The following is a 22,940-nucleotide window of genomic DNA, read 5'->3' as shown; positions in this document are numbered from 1 at the left end:
GGACTGGGTGTTGATTTCAATCTCGCCTAAAGATTTTTGGGTGCGCTCGGCTAGTTTGCGCACCTCATCAGCCACCACCGCAAAGCCACGCCCATGCTCACCTGCCCGTGCGGCTTCAATGGCGGCATTCAAGGCCAATAGTGTAATTTGATCGGCAATGTCATTGATAACCACCACCATGTTTTTGATCCCATCAGATTGTTCGATCACCTCTTGGCTCTTGGTGTTGATGCTCTGCATGCTCTGGCTAATTTGCTCCAGAGCACTAGTAGTCTGCTCTAGGGAGCTAACTTGTTGCTTAGAAGCCTCTTGTAAGCGGTTGCTGGTTTGGTTGAGCGCATCGGTTTCTTGGTAGAGAGCGTGGGCGACATCTAAAGAGTTTTTGAGCGAATGGACAATACTCTGTTGCAAGGTATTGATGTCATTGGCAAGTTGTAAAAACCCGCCATTTAAGTTTGCAAGATCCATGCCCTCTTTAAAATCATTGCTGGAGTAGGCTTGGAGGGCATTGCGGATACGGCTAAACATCTGGCTTAAAAAGTCAAAAAAAGCATTTAAATCCTTGCCCAAGCGTTGGAGTTCGGGATTAGCCGCATAGGCTTGGATGCTTTTACTAAAATCCCCCAAATGCGCACCACCTAAGACATTTAAAGCGTCTTTGGAAAAATGTTGGTCGGCCTGGAAGTGCTCGACCGCTTCTTTTAAATTGTTTTTTAAGGCGCGTGCCATGTCACCCAACTCGTCTTTGGATTGCAAATTCAACTCTTCGGGCTCTTTTTTGACACGGTAATTCACAAAAGCAAAGAATTCTTTAAGCGAACTGCTCAACAATCTAATGTTGCTAGTGATTTTACGGTAAAAGGCATAGTAAAGCGGGACCACAACAATAATCAAAAAGAGCACGACGATGAGTGCATAGACATAGAACTTTTCACTCAAATCTTTATCAATGGCTTGAGAAATCGTTAGGGTGCGCTGGGCGATGTTGTCTGTGTACATCCCCGTGCCAATCCACCAATCCTGGGTGCCCGCGATCTTTTGAGCATAGGAGATTTTAGGGACATCGCGCGTGCTCCCATCGGGCAAGGGTTTAGGGAACACATAATGCACAAAACCCCCATTGTTCATGGCTACTTTGTGGAGTTCTTGAATGATATAAACCCCATTCCTATCTTGCATATTCTTAAACCTAGAAAGATCGCCCTTTAAGTTGGGCATTACAAAGGGCACATATCCTTCATAGACAAAGAAGTAGCCCGATCGATCCTTTTCAAAGCGGAAATTGGTGATCATATCAGTCACAATCTTCTTTTTCTGCGCATCTGTAGCATGGGGGATGTCTTTAAGAGCATTAGAGATACTAAAAGCCAAAACATCTACAGAGAGTTTAATCTGCTCTTCTAAGAGTTCTTGCAAGTCATTGGCCACGAGGCGATTGACATGGGAGACTGATCGCTTGTTATTGTGGTAAAAAAGCACCAAAACGATGAAGATTGCACCCATCGCAAGACCCCAAAGCACTAAAATCTGTTTGCCTAAAGAAAACGAACGCACAGACACTCCTCTTGATATATTTTAAGATATGTGGCTAGAGTTGCCCAATTGTAATCTTATCATCTAGGACATCAAAAATGAGTTTTTTACCCCCTAAAGTAGTGCTGTCTGTTTCTAAAAGAAGCGTAGCTAACCTATCTTCCACTTCGTCGTATAGAGCCCGCTTGAGGGGGCGTGCGCCATAGATGGGATCAAAACCGCTCTTAGCGATGTACTCTTTAGCGCGATCGCTCAAAGCGATTTGTACGCCCCGCTCGCCTAGCTTGTCTTGGATTTGGGCAAACATCAAATCCACAATCTGCACAATGCTTTCCATGTGCAAAGGGTTGAAGATCACAATCTCATCTAGGCGGTTTAAAAACTCGGGTTTGAAATAGGCTTTGAGAGCTTCTTGTACCATCTTTTGCTTGTCGTATTCCTCGCTCAACTCCATGATCTGATCGTTTTGAATATCATAGGCTTTTAACACTTCTTGTTCAGCCTTGTGCTTGGCGTGTACATTCTCTAGCTCTATGATCTTGTCGCTGGCGATATTACTGGTCAAAATGATAATGGTGTTTTTAAAGTCCACCACCACGCCCTTATTATCCGTGAGTCGCCCATCGTCTAACACCTGCAAGAGCATGTTAAACACCTCCGAGTGCGCCTTTTCAATCTCATCAAAAAGCACCACGCTATAGGGGCTACGCCTCACCGCCTCAGTGAGTTGCCCCCCCTCTTCATAGCCCACATACCCGGGAGGCGCACCCACCAGACGACTCACCGCGTGCTTTTCCATGTATTCGCTCATGTCCAATCTGATCAAATTCTTTTGGCTATCAAAGAGAAATTGGGCTAAGGTCTTAGCGCTTTGGGTCTTGCCCACCCCACTAGGTCCTAAGAATAAAAAGCTCCCAATGGGTTTATTAGGATCGCTCAAACCCGCCTTATTGCGCTTAATGGCTTTAGCAATCGCGCTAATGGCTTGGGGTTGCCCGATCACGCTCTTAGCTAGCTCCTGCTCAATGTGTAAAATGCGATCCTTTTCCTCTTGCAACATCTTTTGTACCGGGATTTGGGTCCACTTGCTCACAATGCGCGCGATGCTATCCTTACTCACAGCGTGCTGTAACAAGCTCCCATGCTCTTGCATGCGCGCCCATTGCGCTTCTAAATCGCGCACCGCCTGCTCCAATCTAGGGATCTCGCCATGATCAATTTTAGCCGCCCTTTCAAACTCCGATTGGCGTTTGGCAAGCTCAGATTCGCGCTTCAAGCCCTCAATATTGTTCTTAGCCTGCGCGATGTCTTTGAATACCCGCCTTTCGTTTTCAAATTGCGCCTCTAGGCGTTGCTTCTCTTCTAGCGCGTTGCTAAGTTCTTTTTGCACCTCCTCTAGGCGTTGCTTGTTGCTGGGGTTCTCCTCCATCAAGAGGGCTTGTTTTTCTACTTCTAGTTGTTGCACTAGCCTTTTGGTGTGGGAGAGCGCGTAAGGTTCGGATTCGATTTGCATTTTCAACTCGGCAGCGGCCTCATCGATCAAGTCAATGGCTTTATCGGGCAAAAAGCGGTTGGTGATATAGCGGTGTGAAAGCTTGGCGCTGGCCACTAACGCGCTATCAGTAATGCTCACATTGTGGTGGGCTTCTAAACTCTCTTTGAGTCCTCTTAGAATTTGCAAGGTTTCATTCACGCTGGGCTCCTCTAGGGCGATGGGCTGAAAACGGCGCGTGAGCGCGCTGTCCTTTTCAAAGTATTTACGATATTCTTTAAGCGTGGTCGCCCCGATGGTGTGCAACTCCCCACGCGCTAAGGCAGGCTTTAAAATATTAGCCGCATCCATGCTCCCCTCAGACGCGCCCGCGCCCACGATGGTGTGGATTTCATCAATGAATAAAATCACATTGCCCGCTTTTTTGACCTCTTCTACTACCTTAGTTAAACGCTCCTCAAATTCCCCCCGATACTTGGCCCCGGCAATGAGCATGCTCATATCCAACATCACCACTTGCTTGTGTTGCAAGGATAAGGGCACTTCCTTTTTGGCGATGCGCTGGGCTAACCCCTCCACAATGGCGGTCTTACCCACTCCTGGCTCCCCTAATAAGATGGGGTTATTCTTGGTCTTGCGAATCAAGATTTGCATCATGCGCAAAATCTCTTCATCGCGCCCGATCACCGGGTCTAGGATGTTTTCTAGGGCTTTGGTGGTCAAATTGATCCCGTATTTTTCTAGAGCCTCTAGGGTGGCATCATCGCTAGCTTGGGTGATTTTAGCCCCCTTGCGCAACCCCTGCAAGGTTTTAATCAGTTCTGAAACATCTAAGAATTGCTTGAAATAATGGCTAAAAAGCTCCGCATTGGCGCTAATAAAACTATCCACCGCCACAAATTGATCCCCATTTTTCACGCTCAAACCCAAGGCATTGTGCAACGCGTCTAGAAGATTCTTGCCCAAACTAATCCCCTGCGCGCTCACGCTCGAACTCTTGGGCAAGCTGTCCACCACACTTCTAGCCTCTAACTCTAGGGGTGTTTTCTCCACGCCCATTTTGATCAAGGCATGACTTAGTAAAGATTGGCTATTGCTCAAGAGCGCCCAAAAAAGGTGGATGGGTTCGATCTCTTGGTTCTTGGCGTGCAGGGCTAGAGAGAGGGCTTGATCCAAGCTTTCTTTAAGCTGGTGGGTGAGTTTTTCAAAAATGTTGGTGCTTGGCATAGAGTTCCTTTCTATCAAAACCCAATTATAGAGAAATTTGATAACACTTTGGCAAGAGCATTGGCTGGATTAGATCAAGAGTGCACTCACCCCTACAGCCAAAGCCCCACCCACTAATGGTGCGATGAAGGGGATATAGCTATAGCCAAAATCAGCCGAAACTTTTAAGGGCAACAGGGCGAGCACGATTCGCGGGCCCATATCCCTTGCCGGATTGATGGCATACCCCGTTGTTGCCCCCAAAGAAAGCCCAATAGCCCACACCAACAAAGCCACCGGCAACGCCCCCAAACTGCCTAGCCCGATTTTGGCACTGGGGTCTTGGGTGTGGATGGAAGGATCGCTAAAATGCACGATCACAAAGATCAGCACAAAAGCCCCCACTAGCTCGCTTAAGAAATTTGAAAAGGGTTTTCTAATGGCTGGCTCGGTGCAAAAACAAGCCCGTTTAAGCCCCTCATCTTGGGTGATCTTAAAATGCTCATAGTAGATTGCATAAACCAACACCGCCCCCAACATCGCGCCCAAAAACTCCCCAGCTAGATAGGCTGGCATGCTGGCTAAGGGGATTTTGCCCAGCAGGGCTAAACTCAAGGTGACTACGGGGTTTAAATGCGCCCCACTATGCGGGCCAGCCACCACCACGCCCACAAAGACCCCAAACCCCCAAGCAGTGGTGATCACCATCCACTGGGCTGCCCCTGCCCCCCCGCATTTAGTCTTTTCCAATAAGCAGGCCGCCACCACACCATTACCTAACAAAATCATCAAGGCTGTGCCCAACAGCTCATAAATAAAAATCTCCATACTCATCCCTAAAGCAACCAGTTTTTAGAGGCTTGTACCGCCTTTTGCCAAAAATATAACATTTCTTGGAGTTTGTGGGGTTCTAATTTGGGGCTAAATTGCTGGTCGGTGTGCCACAATTGCTGGATTTGCTCCAAATCCTCATAAAAACCCACCGCCAAGCCCGCTAGATAGCCTGCCCCCATCGCTGTGGTTTCCACATTTTGGGGGCGGATAATATTGGTGTTACACACATCGGCTTGGATTTGCATGAGCAAATTACACGCGCTCGCCCCCCCATCGACCCGGATTTGTGAGCAACTCCGACCCGCATCTTTTTCCATTTCTTTAATAATATCATGCACTTGGAAGGCGATCCCCTCTAAAATGGCGCGCGCAATATGCCCATCGGTGCTCCCACGGCTAACCCCAAAGATACTCCCCCGGGCATATTGATCCCAATAAGGCGCGCCCAAGCCAGTTAAAGCGGGCACAATATACACCCCGCCATTATCCTCCACTGTGCTAGCCAAATTTTGGATGTCTGCAGCTGTGCGGATCATTCTGGCCCCATCTCTTAACCACTGGATAGCCGCCCCACCCACAAACACGCCCCCCTCTAGAGCATAGCTCACTTTGCCACCAATTTTCCATGCAATGGTGCTAAGCAAGTTATTTTGGCTAGTCACGCTTTGTTGCCCAGTTTGCATGAGCAAAAAGCACCCCGTCCCATAGGTGTTTTTGACCATGCCCGGCTCCACGCACATTTGCCCGAACAGGGCGGCTTGTTGATCGCCTGCCATCCCAGCGATGGGAATCTCGCATTCCACCCAACGCGTGGCGGTGTGCCCGTAAATCTCACTAGAGGATTTGACTTCGGGTAGAATTTCTTTGGGGATGCCAAAAAGGGCTAAAAGTTGCCTATCCCACTCTAGGGTGTGGATATTAAAAAGCATGGTGCGGCTGGCATTGCTTGGATCGGTAAAATGCACCCGTCTTTTGGTGAGGTTGTAGAGCAACCAAGTATCGATCGTACCAAAGCACAGATCGCCTTGCTGGGCTTTTTGCCTCGCCCCCTTGACATGGTCTAAAATCCATGCGATCTTGGTGGCTGAAAAATACGCATCAATGACCAGCCCTGTTTTGGCTTGGATCATCTCTTTGTGGGTCTTTTTGAGTTTTTCACACACATCGGCGGTGCGGTGATCCTGCCACACAATGGCATTGTAAATGGGCTCGCCCGTGTAGCGATCCCATAAAACCGTGGTTTCTCTTTGGTTGGTAATCCCTAGAGCGGCGATATTTTTGGCATCTAAGTTAGCCTTAGCTAAAGCCTCTGTGAGCGTGGCGATTTGGGTTGCCCAAATTTCTTTGGGATCGTGTTCGACCCAACCGGGTTTGGGGAAAAATTGGCTAAAGGGTTTTTGCGCCATCGAGATCACCCGCCCTTGTTTGTCAAAAATGAGGGTGCGTGATGAGGTTGTGCCCTGATCGAGTGCCATGATATAATGATCCATAAATCTCCCTTATTCTAAAATGTGGGTTTTAGCTAGTGCCTGAAACTGCGCGATCTCTTGTTCTTGTTGGCTTGTATCCCAGCCAAAATGCGCGCCCATAAATTCCCCCACTCCCTCAGAGCACTCAAAGGCGGCACGCGCATCTAAAAAGAGCAAACGTATGCGTCTGGAGAGCACATCCTCTAGGCGGTAAGCCATTTCATATTGCAACGCCCACAGCACTTGAGCGTAGGTATAGGGGTAGTTGGGGTGGATTAAGCGGGCTAAATGGGGGTTAGCATTCTCTAAGTCTAAGATCGCTTGGGCGTGTGTCCCATAGACTTTTAAGCGTGGGTCTAAATCTTCGTTGGTATAGCCATGTAATTTGAGCGTGCGTGTGCAACAGGTTTTAGCGGGCAAAAGTCCTTGTTGGATACACGCATCTAGGGTTTCTTGTGCCATGTGTCTGTAGGTCGTCCATTTGCCCCCATTAAGATGGACTAACCCACTGGGTGCAATATAAATTTTATGACTTCGTGAGAGTTTTTTAGTCGTGCGCACTTTAGAACTTGCCATCAAGGGTCTAAGCCCCACAAAGACGGACAAAACATCTTTTCGGGTGGGTTGTTGCTCCAAATATTCCCCCAAAGTGTTTAACAAAAAATCGATCTCTTCGGGCAGGGCTTTAGGTTCTAGGCTCACCTCTTGCACGGGGGTATCGGTTGTGCCCACCAGCAACTTACCATGCCAAGGAATGGCAAATAACACACGCCCATCGGAGGTTTTAGGGACCATTAAGGCATGCTTGGAGGGGAGAAACTTTTGATCCAAAACCAAATGAATCCCCTGAGAGGGGGTGATGTGGTTTTCTTGGGTGCTAGGATCCATGTGGTTGATCGCATTGGTAAAAACCCCCGTGGCGTTGATCACACAGCGCGCCTTAAGGCTGATTTCTTCTTGGCTGATTCGATCCGCAAACACCACGCCACAAACTTGGTTGTTTTCAAAAAGCAAGTTTTTAACTTGGGCGTAATTTAACAACAACGCGCCATGATCGTGTGCGCTTAGAGCCAAACTCAAAGCCAAGCGGGCATCGTCAAATTGCCCATCATAATAGCACACCGCATGCCGGCATCTTTCTTGTTTGACCCCCTCTAGGATTCCTCGAGGCTTAAAAATCACATCGGTGCCGTGCAGTTGTAATTTACCCGCCATCAAGGCGTAGAGTTTGAGTCCCAAGCCATAAAAAAGCGTGCTTGATAAATGGGCACAAGGAATCACAAAGCCTTGTGGCGCGCACAGATGGGGAGCATTTTGCATGAGCGTCCCGCGTTCGTGTAAAGCTTCATAAACTAGGGAAAAATCCCCTTGTGCCAAATAGCGCACACCTCCGTGTAAAAGCTTGGTGGAACGGCTAGAAGTACCTTTGGCAAAATCATGGGCTTCTAACAATAGGGTGTGATACCCTCTGCTAGCGGCATCTAAAGCCAGCCCTAGTCCGCTAGCACCCCCCCCAATGATGATCACATCCAGTGAGTCTGGAAGTTGTTTTAGTTGTGCTGTTCGTTGCATGGTACTCTCTATTGCAGTGCTCTATGGATGATTATAGCAAAAATTCATCCTAGCTAGCACAAATAGGAACAAATCGCAAAAACAAACAAGGGAGCAAAAACGGGCAAATTTTGGGAATTTTAATGGTGTCAAAGGGGGGACTTGAACCCCCGACCTCCGGCTTATGAGACCAGCGCTCTAAACCAGCTGAGCTACCTTGACTTCAAAATTGCTCTTTTGCAAAGTATCCATTATAAAGCCAATTTGCTTAAAATCTGTTGATTAAAGCAATAAATCCATCGCTTGGTAGGCTTGGTTATAGGCGTTTTTGTAGCGATTAACAAAATTGCTATCAATACCAAAGGCTTTTCTAACCTGAGTTTCTTGCAAGGCGCGTAGCCCATCGACCTTTTCTTGTGTTTGCTTGTCCTCTTGAATCTGCCCGCCATAAAAACTGGTAAGACTATAGAGTGATTGGGCAGCTAGGCGTTTCTCATTTTCATTCATGCCCGCTGTGGCGCGCAAAAAAGCCTGATACTCATTATCGCTCATCAATTCCAAAACCAAAAAGCCATAGGTCTCTCTTTTCAAGCCATCGGGCTGGACTTGGGCTGTCTGTTCTACAGCCTCTACTTTGGGCGGGGCTACTGGGAGCGTAGGACTTGAGGGGGCTACACCCCGCCCTAAATTGGACGCATTGAGCAAAGCATGCAAAGAATTACTCTGGATATCTTTAACTTCCATCTCTCCATCCTCATGGGTTTGCCAAGTTACAAGCAAAAAATGCTCCAAAATGACCTTTGAGATAGTGTGCTATAATGTTGCGCATGGAAATACACCTAGCAAACGCGCCTATGCGATTTTTTGCCTCCAGCCATGCACCCATTGATTTTTATTTCAAAAAATGCCCTAAGGATTTTATTGTGTCCGAAGAGCCTTTGTATCCTTTCAGTGGCGAGGGTGCGCATGGGATTTTGCATGTACGCAAGAAAAACAAAAGCACATGGGAGATGCTCTCTCTTTTGGCTAATGTCTTGGGTTGCCCTCTGTCTGCTTTTGGGTATGCTGGACTTAAAGATAAAGATGCGCTCACTTCCCAATATATTTCTTTGCCCAAAGAATATCTAGGCGCGCTAGAGACCCATGCTAAAACCCTGCAAGATCAAGACATCAAAATTTTAGACACCACCTGCCATGGCCATAAAATCCGCTTGGGGCATTTAAAGGGCAATCGTTTTTTTGTGCGCCTCAAAAAGGTAACGCCCCTAAATGCACAAAAAATCTCCCATGTCTTAGAGTTTTTAGTGCAATGGGGTTTCCCCAATTATTTTGGCGCGCAACGCTTTGGTAAATGGGGGGACAATTTCAAACAAGCCAAGCTCCAAACTAGCAAGAAACTTAAAAGGCTCGATCGGTTCTTGATCTCGAGTTATCAAAGTTGGTTGTTTAATGCTTGGCTCAGCACACGCATGCATCTAAGCACTCTACTAGATCACTTTAGCCCCAAAGAAGTGCATAGCCAGTTTCAGATGATCCCTGTAGAACAGATTAAAACCCTACAAGCCCAAGAACATTATTTCAAGCTTTTAGAGGGCGACGTGCTCTGCCATTACCCCTTTGGTAAGTACTTTTACCACCAAGAGGGCGAGCCCAATGTAGGGCGTTTTAACCATCGGGAGCTAGCTCCCACGGGGTTATTGCCCGGTTTGAAAGTTTGGCGCGCCCAAGGGTTGGCTAGCCACTTTGAAGTCCTGCATGACCAAGATATACAAGCCCTAGGGGATCGGCGTTATGCGGTTGTCTTCCCCACCCAGCTAGAGTTTTGCTACCTTGAAAAGCAAGCCCAAGCAACCTTGTCCTTTTTCTTACCCAAAGGGAGTTATGCGACCATTTTTTTAGAAGAGATCGCTCATTTAGAATTATTCAAAAGAGGCAATGATGACCTTCCAGCAAGTGATTAGGGAAAACCAAAATAAAACCACACTGGTTTTGGTAACCTACATGGCAATTTTTGTGTTGATCGGCTTGTTGGTAGATGTGGTGCGTATCAATGCGCCTCATTTGGGTAGTGCTCTTGTGCAATTACTCACTTTCCAGATTTTCCCCACTATCACGCTCTTAATGTTGCTAGCCGCTGTGTTGATCATGGCAATCTGCATCAGTAACTCCCAAGCGATCATGCTCAGTGGGAGCGAGTATAAGCTCATTGACCCTTCTTTGGTGCTTAGAGGCAAGGAGCGCATGCTAGCCCAGATTTTAGAGGAGCTTTTAAGAGCCTCCAACACGCCCTTTAGACCCCAACTTTATATTTTGGATGCGCCTTACATGAATGCCTTTGCCAGTGGCTGGGATAGCCACAACGCCCTAATCGCCCTGACCACAACTTTAGTGGATAATTTGGAACGCGATGAGATCAAGGCTGTGATGGCACATGAACTCAGCCATATTAGGCATGGGGACGTCCGCTTGACCATGTGTGTGGGGATTTTGAGCAATATCATGTTGTTGGTGGCTAATTATGGGGTGTGGGTGTTTTTAGGGGGGCGTAATAACCGCGGGGCGAGTCTAGCGCGCACGCTTTTATTGGTCTTGCAATTTGTCTTGCCCATCTTTAGCTTGTTTTTGCAAATGTATTTGAGTCGCAGCCGTGAATTTATGGCTGATAGCGGAGCGGCTTATATCATGCAAGATAGCCAGCCCATGATTAGAGCCTTGCAAAAAATCTCTAACAACTACAACACCCACGATTTTAGCCAAGCCGATCCCAACCCCACCCGCACAGCCAGTTATCTTTTTGATGTCTCCACGCTGTTTAGCACCCATCCTAGTATCGAAAAACGCATCGCGGCTTTAATGGGTCGCCATGTGTGATTTAGAACAACTCTTAAATGGATGGTTTGTCCGCATAGGCGAGGACCCGCAGCGCGAGGGGCTCAAAGACACACCCAAACGGCTTGAAAAGCTTTGGGGAGACTTGATGTCAGGCTATCAAAGCGACCCCCAAGAGATTTTACAAGGTGGCTTTGATACATGTGGGTGTGAGGGCTTGGTGGTGCTCAAAAACATGGAGTTTTATAGCCTGTGTGAGCACCATTTATTGCCCTTTTTTGGGCATATTAGCTTGGGTTATATCCCCAATGAAAAGATCGTAGGTTTGGGGGCGATTGCGCGTTTGGTGGAGTGCTTTTCTAGGCGTTTACAAATCCAAGAACGCTTAAGTACACAGATTGCCGACACCTTTAATCAAATCGTGCACCCTAAGGGTGTGGCGGTGGTTTGTAGTGCTAAACATCTCTGCATGGCAATGCAAGGCGTGCAACAACAAGATAGCATGATCAAAACCAGCGTGCTAAGAGGTATCCTTAAAGAGGATGCGCGCACAAGGGCGGAGTTTATGGAGTTGCTTGCGCTTTAGCGGGCTTGTTTAGAGAGAGAGAGCACTAGCCCTAAAGCTAAGGCATTAGCCAAGATCGAGCTACCCCCATAGCTCAAAAAGGGCACGGCGATTCCCTTAATGGGGATGATCCCGCTCACTCCAAAGGCATTGATGATGAAAGAAAAACCAATTAAAAGGGCAACTCCCAAGCAAAAAAGCATGTGTTTGGGGTTGTCTAGGCGGTTGGTGATCTTAAACATGCCATGCAAGATCACTAGGGTAAAACCCACACAAAAAAGCACCGCCACAAAGCCTAGTTCTTCTGCCATGCCCGCTAAAACCATATCCGTATGCACCTCGCTTAAAAACCCTAGTTTGACCACCCCCTCCCCCAAGCCCTGCCCCAAGAGCCCACCATGCTTGATGGCATTGCTGGCATGGTAAATTTGGTAGGGCTCGGGTAGGTTTTCAATGCGTAAATGATTAGCCAATTTGGAGGGCAAAAGGCTTAAGATCGAACTTTGTAAGTTAGACCACCACAATTTGAGGCGCAAAATGCGGTGGGTGCTGGTGATGATGGCCAATACGCCTACACTCAGGGCAATGGTAAAAAAAATGCGGAACAACTTGAAACTCCCCCCTGAGAAAATCAACAAAAAACCCAAAACAATTGCCAGTAAGATCACCTGCCCCAAGTCATTTTGCAAGACCCCAATTAAAAAAGCAATCAACAAAAAAACCACTAAATAGGGGATGAGAATCATCAATTCTTCCCTAACACTGGATTTTTCTTGGTTAAAGAAGGTGCGCGACAAGCTCCAAGAGAGGAAAAAGACAAACCCCACCTTAAAAAACTCAGTCGGGGCTAGCGAAAAGAAAGGCAGGCGAATCCAACGCTTGGCTCCCCCCGCACTGGTGGAGAAACTCTCGGGTAAAAAATTCATCAGCACCATTAAGAAAAACGACCCAAAGAAGATCACAAAACCAATTTTGCTAAACCACTTGTTGGGATCCAACCAAGAGACTCCCCACATTAAGATAATCCCTGCCACTACCGCGATGAGCTGACGTATAAAAAAGTGAATCTCCTTGTAGTGGTAGAGCATGGCTATATAGGTGGAGAGCGAATAGCTCAATAAAACACTCAAGATCATCAGCATGCTCGCATAGAAAAACAAATAACGGTAGGGCATAAAAAACCTTGCGATTAATCAGAATTGGTTAAAATATGCTATCATTATACAGCAAAAGTCAGGGACTTGTTAGTGGAATGCTCCTTGCTTTAGTTTGGAACAGGCAGGGCACGAGTAGAAAGGATTTGAAATGGATTTATCTAAAGCCTATCCCTTAGTTTATCGAGCGATGGATTATCGCTCCTTACGGCAGGATTTGATTGCGAGCAATATCGCCAATGTGGATACGCCCTTTTACCGCCCCAAGGATTTGGATTTTGAAACTCTACTCGCCCGCAAAAAAGCGGAGGTGTTCGATCACCAAAAAGATCAGCACCTAGAGCTTGCAGTTACAGATAAAAGGCATTTAGAGCCTAAGAATTATGAGGACGACAAGGCGACCATCTTCTTTAGAGATGGGCACTTGGCAAAGAATGATGGCAATAGCGTAGATTTGGACATTGAAACCTCTGAGATGGGCAAAAATTCGACCATGTATCTAGCCCTTACCACCGCTTTAAAGAAACATCGGGGCATTGTGAATTATGCCATCGATGCCGCTAAAAATATCTAAGAAAGGATCAGCACATGTTTTTATCTAGTTTTGACATCAGTGGATATGGATTATCTGCTCAGAGAGTGCGTGCTAATCTCATCTCCTCAAATATCGCCAATGCCAACACCACACGCACCGATGAGGGCGGGCCTTATCGGCGCCAAGAAGCGATCTTTAAATCCTTTGACTTCAACAAAATTTTGAACGAAAAACTCGCCCAGAATAATAATTTGATGGAGTATGAAGACCCCTTGAGTGAGAGCGATGAGATTGAAAAACCCAACCCACCCATCATGGGTGTTTATGTGGATAAAATTGTGCGCGATGATAAAGCACCTCTTTTGAAATACGACCCCACACACCCAGATGCCGATGCCAATGGCTATGTGTCTTACCCCAACGTTAATCCAGTGGTGGAGATGGCAGACTTGATCGAGGCGACAAGGGCGTACCAAGCCAATGTTGCGGCGTTTCAAAGCACCAAGAATATGGCGGCCAATGCCATTAGCATGCTCCAAGCCTAAGTTTTAATAACAAGGCTTAAAGGTTATCCAAGAAGGGACGATATAGGAGATATAGGATGCAAGGAGTCGAAATGAAAACTTTATACACAGATATAGGGTTAGGCAAAGCCAGCACTCCTTTAGATTCAAGGACGAATGAGAATCTAATGGAGAAAGGGGAGTTCTCCCAAATGCTCAAGCGCTCGATAGATGAGCTCAACAACACACAGATGGAGTCTGACAAGGCCCTAGCGGACATGGCGACTGGGCAAGTAAAGGACTTGCACCAAGCCGCCATCGCTATTGGCAAGGCAGAAACCAGCATGAAATTGATGCTGGAAGTGCGCAACAAAGCTATTAGTGCTTACAAAGAACTTCTAAGGACACAGATTTAGCTCGGTGTAGGCGCGGATTTTAAGAAGTTTTAATGGAGTCTGCGCTACAGGCCAGCCCCGATATCCCTCAAGATTTAGGACCTAGGCGTACAGAACGCTTGTTGCTGATCTTTATGGTCATTTGTGGGTCGTTGGTTTTGTTCGTTGTGGTAATGTTTTTTAAAGCCCTCTTACCCCGTAAAATGCCCGCTTTTGTGGTTACCAAGACCGATATTGCCACGCGTGGCACGATTTATAGCCAAGATGGCTTTAGTCTTGCCAGTAGTCAAAAACTCTTTAAAGTGGGGTTTAACACGCTCTCCATTGACCCCAATAAAAAGCAGTTTTTTATCGATCTTCTCTCCATTTATACCAACATCCCTAAGTCCATCATCGCCGAGAAATTTTCTCAAGAGGGCTTTGTAACCCTCTCCTACAATATCAACGCCAACACGGCAGCCAGTTTGCGCCAACTCAATGCCAAATTCTTGGCTTACAATGTCTTTATCGAATATGAAGACTCTAGCAAAAAAGTCGTGCCCAAGATAGGCTTGAGTATTGAAGTGAGCGGGATTGCACGCAACTATCTTTATGCTGACAATTTTGAACCGCTGGTGGGGTATGTCAAAAAAATCGATGTTTCTAAGATCACTTCTGTGGAAGGTGTCAAAGGGCTTGAAAAATTCAAGGACAAAATATTAGCCCCCAAGCAAGATGGGCAGGACATAGGTAAGCGCGATTTGGGCTTTAATCTCATTGAGGACAAGACTTTTAAGAGTCAGCCCCGCGAAAATGGCTATGACTTGGCCTTGAGTATCCCCTTAAGACTACAACGCGAACTAGAAAAAATCTTAGATCATGCCAAAGCCCACTACAAGTCCAAGCAAATCATTGCTGGAATCTATCTCCCCCATAATGGCGAATTGCTAGCCCTAGCCACCACCAACCGCTTTAACCCCAATAATATCCAAAAGAGCGATTATCCCGCTTTAAATGTCGATGCTACAGAGCTCTCTTTTGAGCCGGGTAGTACCATTAAACCCATTGTCTATTCGCTCTTAGTGGATAAAAAACGCATTGTAGCCACCCAGCTGATTGACTTAAACCATGGTTTTTACAAGCTAGGCAAATACACCATCAAAGACGATCTTGCCCCGCTTAAACAAAATACGATTGAAGATGTCTTGGTGCGCTCCAGCAATGTGGGCATGATCAAGCTCTCCAAACGCCTAAGTGGGCAGGAACTTTACACCGGACTTAAGAATTTCGGGTTTGCTGAGCCAACCGGTATTGAACTCCCCTATGAAAAAACCGGGCTGATCCCCAGCGTGAAACTGCTTAATCGTGAAGTTTATAAGGGAACTGCCTCTTATGGCTATGGCTTGCGCACGACCTTTTTGCAGCTGTTGCGGGCTTATGGCGTGTTTGCCAACCAAGGGGAGATAACAACCCCACACCTAATCCAACGCTACAACGCCCCCAATGGAGATGTTTTTATCCCTGATCTAGCCCCGCCTAGACAAGTGATCTCCCCCCAAAGCGCGCACACCATGCAAAAGCTCTTGATCAAGGTGGTAACCCATGGAACGGGCAAACGCGCGCAAGTGGAGGGCTTGGTTGTGGGGGGCAAGACGGGCACAGCTAGGACGGCTAATAATGGTAAATATACCGACATTTACAACAGCTCATTTTTTGGCTTTGCTAAGGACAAGAAAAACACCTTTGTGGTGGGTGTGGTGGTCTTTGGCTCTTTGGGGAGTGAGGAGTATTATGGGAGTCAAACTGCTGCCCCAATCTTCAAGCAGATTATCCAAACTTTGGTCAAATACCAATACCTCACCCCCTCGCAAGATTTAGTTTTAAAGGAAGTGCCTCGTCGCGCGCTTGCTTTGCCAACCCCCCCCACACACCCCAAGCCCACCAAGCACCGCCCAACTTTAATAAATGTTAAGCAAAAGTAGGTATAAGTTTGGGCTACCCTCAATTTAAGGATCAAAATGATTACACAGGATGAAGTGCTGGGCGTTTTAAAGAGCGTGATCTACCCCAATTTTGAAAAAGACATTGTGAGCTTTGGCTTTGTCAAAAATATCACTCTTCATGAAAAAAAATTAGCCCTTTTGTTAGACATCCCTTCTAGTTCGCCAGAAGTGAGCCAAACTCTCAAAACCAACATTCTAGCCAAAATGCAAGATTTAGGCATTGAAAATTGCCACATTGACATCAAAACCCCCCCTAAGAGGGAAGCCAGACAGACCCCCGAACCCACGACCAAGAATCTAGCCCCCAATATTAAGCATGTGGTGATGGTGAGCTCTGGCAAGGGCGGGGTGGGCAAGAGCACCACAAGCGTTAATCTTGCCCTCGCCCTTGCGGCACAACACCAAAAAGTTGGGCTTTTAGATGCTGATGTCTATGGTCCTAATATCCCTAGAATGTTGGGTTTGATGGAGGTCAATCCCAGCACCGATCCCAGTGGTAAAAAGCTCATCCCCCTAGAGGCCTATAAGATCAAGAGCATGAGTATGGGGTTACTCTATGAAGAGGGGCAGAGCTTGATTTGGCGTGGTCCGATGCTGATGCGTGCTATTGAGCAAATGCTCACTGATATTTTATGGGGAGAGTTGGATATTTTGGTCGTGGATATGCCTCCGGGCACTGGGGATGCCCAACTCACCCTAGCCCAAGCCGTGCCCATTAGCGCAGGTATCACCATCACCACACCCCAAAGTGTGAGCTTAGATGATGCTAGCCGTAGCTTAGATATGTTTGAACGCCTGCATATCCCCATTGCGGGCATCATTGAAAACATGAGCGGGTTTGTCTGCCCCCATTGTACGCGAGTGAGCGAGATTTTTGGCAAAAACACCCTAGACGCCCTAGCCAAACGCTACCAGACCCAAGTATTAGCCCAAATCCCCCTAGAAATCCAAGTTCGAGAGGGCGGGGATAAGGGTACGCCCATTTATATCACCCACCCTCATTCTAAAGTGAGCCAAGCCTACACCCAAGCGGCTAACCATTTGCTTGCCTTTTTAAACAAAGTCCAACAAGAAAAACTAGCCGATAACAAGCAAATCCAGCCCACCATCCATTAAAGCATGATCGCCTCACCCACCAGCCTATTTAATCGTCTCAAGCGTACGATCCACCTGTATGATCCGGGCTATTTTAGCCTTGTTTATGCCCTCAAAGCCACTTTCACGACTTTTATTTGTGCGGGGCTAGGGGCGTTGTTCTTTGGCTGGTATGTGGTGATTTGGGCGGGTCTGCAAACCATTTTTTTATATTATCTCAGTCTGCTACTCAGCGACAAGAAACACGAAATTGGGTATTTGTTGCTCTTTATCGCCATTAGCTGTTTTAATGTGGTGTTGTTCTATCCTTTGGCACACTTTGGGGCGTGGCTGTGTGTCCCCATTTTGATTGTAACTTTTTTGGTGGGGCTCTCCAGTGCTTATAGCTTAGACTTGCATAAAGTGTGTAATATGGCCCTTTCCAATGGGCTGGTTACCTGCCTTTATATCGATGCGGGTGCACCCATTGATTTTAGACAAATCCTAACTATGATCACCGCGCTTGGGCTGCTGAGCATCGCCATCCAGTATTTTATTTTTGTCTCTAAATACAGCTACTTCACCCAAAAACGCTTCACAACTTTACTTTCTAGCATGGAACTGATGTTACGCTATGTCAATAGCCCTACAGATTACAATTTGATCAAAACCAAAGTGCTTGCCCAAATCCACAACACCAAGTTTATTTTAACCTCGCGCTCTAGCAAGATCAAAGACCCCCATGCGATCCAAAACATCCAACGCAGTTTATTCCAGCTCAATGCCCTAGAAGAAATGTACCACTCTATCCACTCCATCTATGGGGATTTTAACCAACCCACTTTAGAACCTATCCGTTTAGAACTGGTCGAGAATTTACGCCTCTTGGCTGGGATTTTTTCCAATCACAATGTTTATCTGCAAAAACAAGCCCTAGAAAACCTAGACCCCCAGGTGGATAAGGTCTTGCAACATTCCCTAGCCATTATTTATAACAAAATGGAAGTCTTCATCATGGGGGGTGAAGAGAGTCTAGTTGATCCCAACCCCGCTCACAAGGCTTCATTCAAAGACATTTGGAAGGCATGCCATCTCAAACACCCCGTCTTCCAATACGCCTCTAAATACGCCCTTGCGATGGGTATTGCCGTGTTTGTCGCCCGCTACTTTGGGTTTAACCATGGCATGTGGATTGCGATGGCAACCCTCTTTGTGTCGCGCACTTCTTTAGGGAGCACCAAAGAAGCCCAAGCAGAGCTTATCACGGGCTCTAGCATTGGCTTGATCTTGGGCTTGATTGTGGTGGGCTTGTTTGCTAAAAGCCCCATTTTTTACGCCTTTTTGGTGGCAAGCGTGTTTTTGTTTATCTACCTCAAGGTCTATTCTTATGTAACTTGGTCAATGTCCTTGATGTTTTCCTTTGTGCTGTGCTTTTCGCTACTCAAATACGACTTTGTGGATATTGTCGCCTTCCGCTTTTTAGACATTATCTTGGGGATTTTGATTGTCTATGTTGTGTTTTTGTTTGTGTGGCCCAAATACGACAAAGATGAATTTATCCAGCATGCCCGCCACCTCATCGCCACCCTGCACCATCTTTTGGCAACCACGATTCAAAACAAACCCCGTATCGCTTTAGAAGTCCAAAACGCCTTTTTAAGACAGCTGGACGCTTTTAAGACCTGCATGAAAAGTGCACGCACAGAAACCCCCGATCCTAGCACTCTTGAATCGCTTACCAGAAGCTTACAATCCTTTGATGTGCTGGATACTTGCAGTTACCGCCTCTATGATTATTTTTTAAACACCACTTTACCCCCCGATAAACAAGTTCTTGTGAGCAATAATGTTCAGCTTATCTTGTCGCGCTACACCCAAATACTCAACTATCTACACAACAAGCCCCACTATTTCAAAACCAAAGAAGGTGGGCGGCTCATCCGTGTTGATAATGAATTAGATGCTCTGTTGGAAACCATGTTTTTTGCCCAAAACAAACTTTTTGAGGAATTTACCTATATCTTCAAATACTAGGATTATCTAGCTGTTTGGGTTTGCACAAATTTAACCAACTCTAGGGCATTTTCTCTGGGCAAGTCCTTGATCATGCCATGCCCTAAATTAAAAATAAAACCCGCTTGCTTGCCCATCACTTTTAAAATGCGCTCCACACCCTCTAACATCGCATTTCTATCATAGAGTCGGGCAGGCTCTAAATTGCCCTGCAACACATAGCGATCGCCTAAAATATGTCTGGCTAAATCTAGTGGTGTACTCCAATCACACCCAAACACCTCAAAATTCCCACCTAAATGCCCCAAAAACCCCGCCACACCCTTAGGGAAAACAATAATTGGGGTGTCGGGATGCTGGGATTTAAGAGCTTGGCTAATGTGCCGGATGTATTTCCAACTAAATTCTAAATACGCCTCTAATTCCAAAGCCCCTGCCCACGAATCAAAAATCATCACGGCATTAGCCCCTGCCTGAATCTGCCTAGACAAATACGCAATAATCTCTATGCTCAACTTTTCCAAGAGGGCATGCAAAATATGGGGCTGGGTGTAGAGCAATTTTTTAGATTTATGGTAGGTTTTACTGCCCTCACCCTCGATCATGTAGGTCGCCAAAGTCCAAGGCGCACCGCTAAAGCCAATGAGTGCCTTAGAGGGGTCTAGCTTGGCGCGCACACTCAAAAGGGTTTCATAGACAAAATCTAATTTTTGGTAGGCGTGCGATTGCAACGCCTGCACCTGCTCTAGGGTGCTGATAGTGTGTAAGAATTTAGGTCCCATTTGGGGGATAAATTCCAAATCCAAGCCCATTGCATGGGGAATCACCAAAATATCGCTAAACAAAATCGCCGCATCCACGCCCAAGATTTCTACGGGCTGGAGCGTGATTTGCGTGGCTAAATCCACCCGAGAACACAAATCTAAGAAATCTTTGGCTTGCTGGCGTAGTGCGCGGTATTCGTGCAAATAACGCCCCGCTTGGCGCATCATCCAAATGGGGGTATAGGGGGTTTGTTTTCTATGGCAGGCATCAATAAAAATCATGGTTTTCCTTCTAAATAGGGCTTGAGATTTATTTTGGCGCACATGCAAGCGACAATTTTGCCATGGAAGCGCGCATAAATGCTGGCTAAATCCAGCTGGTGGCTATAAAGCTCTAAAGTTTGCTCTGGGCGATCTTGCAGACCATGCATCAAAAAGGCTTGCAGATCGTCATAGTCGGGAATATCCATCCCCAAAGATAATAAAAGCTGGTATGTGTATTTATCCACTACCAAGATAGGGCGCAAACAAGCATAGTTTAAAATCGCATCGGCACTTTCTTTGCCAATGCCCCTTTGTTCCAAGAGCCAAGCGCGATCCACTTGGGCTTTAAAACTCTCAAAGCCACCAAAATCCCTTAAGATATTTTGGCTCAACAACACCAAGCGGTGTGCCTTTTGGTTATAAAACCCACTAGGGGCAATGTGGGGAGCTAGATCGCTAGGCTTGCTGTGGGCTAGACATGTGAGGGTGGCTTGTGTATCTGGGCTTAAAATCCCCAGTGCTTTTAAATTCTCTAGGGATTGCTTGGCGCGCTCAAAGCGGGTATTTTGAGTTAAAATTGCTCCTATCACCACTTCAAAAGAGCCCGCACCCGGCCACCACAAGGGTGGAGCATCGCGGAGTAAATCTAGGCGTTTGAGTGCCATTAAGATTTCTAAACTAGAAAAGGGCATCAGATGAAGCGCACCAAAACCATGCCACTAAAAGCATCCCCTTTGTAGATTTCAATGCGGTAAATCTTGCCCCCTCTATCAATGGAGTATCTTTGATCCAAATTTTTATAAGCGATCTTAACTCCCACTTCATTGGGTTTTTTCCCGCCATTTTTGAGAGAAAACCCGATCACATTCACGCGATAACCCTCTTTGGGCAAAATCTTAAAAGAACGTTTGACTTCCAATATACTAGCAGGTGCCGCGTTTGTGATTTTCCCATCAAGTTCAATATCAATATCCTTAAGGCTATAATCAAAATCCAAATAGAGTGGATGTAGCCGAGTCATCAGCTTGTTGCCATACTTGAGCCAAATTTGGTTTTTGCGGGGCAAGAGTCCTAAAATATAGCTTTGTGATTGGAGGCTGATTTGGTTAACGGGCGTGTCTTTGGGGAAGGGGAAAAATTTAAGCTGGTTGCGCAAACCATATAGGGGCAGGAGGATATTTTGATTCATAGTCAGGGTGAGGCTGGGATCGTTGATTAAGCGGTAAATACTAGCGGGCTTAAGGGTAAAATCTTTGGTGTAGGTGATCCCTACCTCTTGCATTAGCCCCTCAATGGCTAGGAGGTGGTAATACACCCGCTGGGCTAAAGAAAGTTCTTTGCTGGCTTCATTGGCAAAGGCGGCCTTTTTGTGTTTGATGGCAAAGTAAGTTAAAGCTTTTTCCATCTCTTTATCACCCCGGGCGGTGTGGGTGTTGCGGACATGGTATTTGTGCAGAGGTTTGAGCAAAAACTGATTGACATGGTCGGTGATCCCCACAGAGAGGCGTTTTAAGTGCCCAAACTCCACGCCGGGCAACTCATCTTGATCGATAATGGAGGAATTGCCCCAACGCCTAGGATTGAGCAATGCGCTTTTATAAGTGGGGCGGTAAAACCCGCTCCCATCGTGCAAGTGCATGATCACCTGCACCTGAGGATCGACCACCAGCCCTTTAATGGACTGGATTAAGGGATATTCGGGGTCTTTGGGGCTCAAATAGGCAAATTTACGATTCAGGTCGCCATAAATCCCGCGGTGGTTTAAGAGCATAGAATAGCGGTTTAATACCGGCACCACCCACACATTCCCCGACAAAATTTTATAGTGCATTAAAAAAACATCGGTGGCGTTAAACCCACCCGGCTCATCGCCTTGAATCCCACCCATGAGTAATAAAGTGGGCGCATTTTCACCACCTGTTTTTTTCACCACATGGACACTCTTTTCCACATCAATAGCCATGTGAGCATTTCTCTCTACGCCACTGACAAAATAGCAACAAACTACTAAAAGGAAAAAAATACGCTTCATAGACTTTCTTCTTTCAAGATTGGCCCGCCATTATACCTAAAAAAACTTGTCCAATTATAGCGGAACAAAAAATGCTTGTTTTGTTTATCTCACTACAAGGATGGCAGATGTTGAAACAGAACATGCTAGAAGCGTTGCAAAAGCACTTAGGCGTGATTGACACCCAAAGTTTAGAAATTCTAGACACCCAGCAAAAATCCGCCAAGATCGATAAATTCAGTCGCGAGATCAAGGGCATCAATGAAAGTATCGGGGCTTTGCAAACCTTGCAGATTGCCTGCCAAAAATTGCTCAAGCTCATCCCCACACTCGGGCAGGATAGCAACACGGAGGCACAGATGCAAGAAGTGGTGCAAAAGGCACAATTTTTAGGGCAAGCCCTTTTTGGAGGGTCGTTGGTTATTAGTTTGGAGAGCGAGAGTCTAGAAGTGCAAGTAGCCAACCCGCTAGAGTTGCTAGAAACTCAGGGGGCTGGATATTTATCAGCGTATTTGCACGATCGCCTAGAGATCATCAAGCAAGCCTTGGGCAAAATCCAAGAGAGCGTGAGTCAAAAACAAGTCTTTAGCAAACCCCCCACGCTCAACACGCCCAGCTTTAGCAAAGAAGCCCTGCTAGGCTTGATGAAAACTTCTTAAGTGCTCAGGGCTAAACATTGGACGAACATTTAAGCATTCTAGCCTATTTGCGTCTCCATGTACGCTTATGGCTCGAAAGGGTGTCTTATTTTTTAGCCTCTTGGATG

General features: G+C 46.5%; 19 protein-coding genes, 1 tRNA gene and 1 pseudogene. 10 read left to right on the top strand and 11 right to left on the bottom strand.

What is annotated here, in order from left to right:
• The 7 genes from EAO36_RS07025 to EAO36_RS06995 all read right to left on the bottom strand — a co-directional run.
• Window positions 1–1,554 (bottom strand): methyl-accepting chemotaxis protein (locus tag EAO36_RS07025; RefSeq protein WP_120955900.1); only part of this gene is annotated, 1,554 nt, incomplete at its 3' end.
• A 34-nt stretch (window positions 1,555–1,588) separates the two neighbouring features.
• On the bottom strand, window positions 1,589–4,252 hold the full coding sequence (locus EAO36_RS07020; protein WP_120955899.1) for an ATP-dependent Clp protease ATP-binding subunit: 2,664 nt from the start codon (window positions 4,250–4,252) through the stop codon (window positions 1,589–1,591).
• 69 nt (window positions 4,253–4,321) lie between these two features.
• Window positions 4,322–5,059, bottom strand: coding sequence for an MIP/aquaporin family protein (locus EAO36_RS07015; protein WP_120947976.1), 738 nt, complete (start codon window positions 5,057–5,059; stop codon window positions 4,322–4,324).
• Window positions 5,060–5,067: 8 nt separating this feature from the next.
• Window positions 5,068–6,555: a glycerol kinase GlpK gene (gene glpK, locus EAO36_RS07010; RefSeq protein ID WP_120947975.1), complete on the bottom strand. Its 1,488-nt coding sequence runs from the start codon at window positions 6,553–6,555 to the stop codon at window positions 5,068–5,070.
• Between the two features lie 9 nt (window positions 6,556–6,564).
• On the bottom strand, window positions 6,565–8,106 hold the full coding sequence (locus tag EAO36_RS07005; protein ID WP_120947974.1) for a glycerol-3-phosphate dehydrogenase/oxidase: 1,542 nt from the start codon (window positions 8,104–8,106) through the stop codon (window positions 6,565–6,567).
• Window positions 8,107–8,229: 123 nt separating this feature from the next.
• Window positions 8,230–8,307, bottom strand: a tRNA-Met gene (locus tag EAO36_RS07000).
• 60 nt (window positions 8,308–8,367) lie between these two features.
• On the bottom strand, window positions 8,368–8,829 hold the full coding sequence (locus EAO36_RS06995; RefSeq protein WP_120955901.1) for a hypothetical protein: 462 nt from the start codon (window positions 8,827–8,829) through the stop codon (window positions 8,368–8,370).
• Between the two features lie 110 nt (window positions 8,830–8,939).
• Between EAO36_RS06995 and truD the strand changes: the two genes are divergently transcribed.
• From truD to folE, 3 genes are read left to right on the top strand one after another with little or no spacing between them, the layout of a single operon-like run.
• Window positions 8,940–10,046: a tRNA pseudouridine(13) synthase TruD gene (truD, locus tag EAO36_RS06990; RefSeq protein WP_407925310.1), complete on the top strand. Its 1,107-nt coding sequence runs from the start codon at window positions 8,940–8,942 to the stop codon at window positions 10,044–10,046.
• The gene (gene htpX / locus EAO36_RS06985; protein ID WP_205585515.1) at window positions 10,021–10,956 is read left to right on the top strand and encodes a zinc metalloprotease HtpX; all 936 of its coding nucleotides are present in this window, start codon (window positions 10,021–10,023) and stop codon (window positions 10,954–10,956) included. The genes truD and htpX overlap by 26 nt, the downstream gene beginning before the upstream one ends.
• Complete coding sequence (gene folE, locus EAO36_RS06980; protein ID WP_120947971.1) at window positions 10,949–11,500, top strand: GTP cyclohydrolase I FolE; 552 nt, start codon at window positions 10,949–10,951, stop codon at window positions 11,498–11,500. The genes htpX and folE overlap by 8 nt, the downstream gene beginning before the upstream one ends.
• Here folE and EAO36_RS06975 read toward each other — a convergent pair.
• The gene (locus EAO36_RS06975; protein WP_120947970.1) at window positions 11,497–12,654 is read right to left on the bottom strand and encodes an FtsW/RodA/SpoVE family cell cycle protein; all 1,158 of its coding nucleotides are present in this window, start codon (window positions 12,652–12,654) and stop codon (window positions 11,497–11,499) included. The two genes, folE and EAO36_RS06975, sit on opposite strands and share 4 nt — an antisense overlap.
• Before the next feature lie 130 nt (window positions 12,655–12,784).
• Here EAO36_RS06975 and flgB point away from each other — a divergent pair, with 130 nt between their 5' ends.
• From flgB to EAO36_RS06945, 6 genes and pseudogenes are all read left to right on the top strand, one after another.
• Entirely contained in the window at window positions 12,785–13,207 is a 423-nt protein-coding gene (flgB, locus tag EAO36_RS06970) for a flagellar basal body rod protein FlgB (RefSeq protein ID WP_120947969.1), read from the top strand.
• Window positions 13,208–13,221: 14 nt separating this feature from the next.
• Window positions 13,222–13,713 carry a flagellar basal body rod protein FlgC gene (gene flgC / locus EAO36_RS06965; protein WP_120947968.1) on the top strand — a complete coding sequence of 164 codons (492 nt, stop codon included), beginning with the start codon at window positions 13,222–13,224 and terminating at the stop codon, window positions 13,711–13,713.
• Between the two features lie 71 nt (window positions 13,714–13,784).
• Window positions 13,785–14,087: a flagellar hook-basal body complex protein FliE gene (fliE, locus tag EAO36_RS06960; protein WP_034582830.1), complete on the top strand. Its 303-nt coding sequence runs from the start codon at window positions 13,785–13,787 to the stop codon at window positions 14,085–14,087.
• A 32-nt stretch (window positions 14,088–14,119) separates the two neighbouring features.
• The gene (locus EAO36_RS06955) at window positions 14,120–16,027 is read left to right on the top strand and encodes a peptidoglycan D,D-transpeptidase FtsI family protein (protein WP_120955898.1); all 1,908 of its coding nucleotides are present in this window, start codon (window positions 14,120–14,122) and stop codon (window positions 16,025–16,027) included.
• Window positions 16,028–16,042: 15 nt separating this feature from the next.
• A pseudogene (locus EAO36_RS06950) lies at window positions 16,043–17,164 on the top strand (Mrp/NBP35 family ATP-binding protein); the annotation flags it as partial.
• Between the two features lie 3 nt (window positions 17,165–17,167).
• Window positions 17,168–19,156, top strand: a complete 1,989-nt coding sequence (locus tag EAO36_RS06945) for an FUSC family protein (protein WP_235852216.1) — start codon at window positions 17,168–17,170, stop codon at window positions 19,154–19,156.
• Window positions 19,157–19,158: 2 nt separating this feature from the next.
• Here the strand turns inward: EAO36_RS06945 and hemE are convergent, their stop codons facing one another.
• Genes hemE through EAO36_RS06930 form a run of 3 tightly spaced genes read right to left on the bottom strand, consistent with a single transcriptional unit; the run spans window position 19,159 to window position 22,195 of the window.
• Window positions 19,159–20,181: a uroporphyrinogen decarboxylase gene (hemE, locus tag EAO36_RS06940; RefSeq protein WP_120947965.1), complete on the bottom strand. Its 1,023-nt coding sequence runs from the start codon at window positions 20,179–20,181 to the stop codon at window positions 19,159–19,161.
• Complete coding sequence (locus EAO36_RS06935) at window positions 20,178–20,855, bottom strand: 3-methyladenine DNA glycosylase (protein WP_120947964.1); 678 nt, start codon at window positions 20,853–20,855, stop codon at window positions 20,178–20,180. Before EAO36_RS06935 ends, hemE begins: the two co-directional genes overlap by 4 nt.
• Window positions 20,855–22,195 (bottom strand): M99 family carboxypeptidase catalytic domain-containing protein, encoded by a 1,341-nt coding sequence (locus EAO36_RS06930; protein ID WP_120955896.1) that lies wholly within the window; start codon window positions 22,193–22,195, stop codon window positions 20,855–20,857. Before EAO36_RS06930 ends, EAO36_RS06935 begins: the two co-directional genes overlap by 1 nt.
• Before the next feature lie 107 nt (window positions 22,196–22,302).
• On the opposite strand from EAO36_RS06930, the gene EAO36_RS06925 reads away from it, so the two are divergent.
• The gene (locus EAO36_RS06925; protein WP_120955895.1) at window positions 22,303–22,833 is read left to right on the top strand and encodes a flagellar FLiS export co-chaperone; all 531 of its coding nucleotides are present in this window, start codon (window positions 22,303–22,305) and stop codon (window positions 22,831–22,833) included.
• Window positions 22,834–22,940: the final 107 nt, after the last annotated feature.

Origin of the sequence: Helicobacter mehlei (assembly GCF_003660265.1) — a bacterium.
Taxonomy (GTDB): Bacteria; Campylobacterota; Campylobacteria; order Campylobacterales; family Helicobacteraceae; genus Helicobacter; species Helicobacter mehlei.
This window is presented reverse-complemented; position numbering and strand designations above follow the sequence as displayed.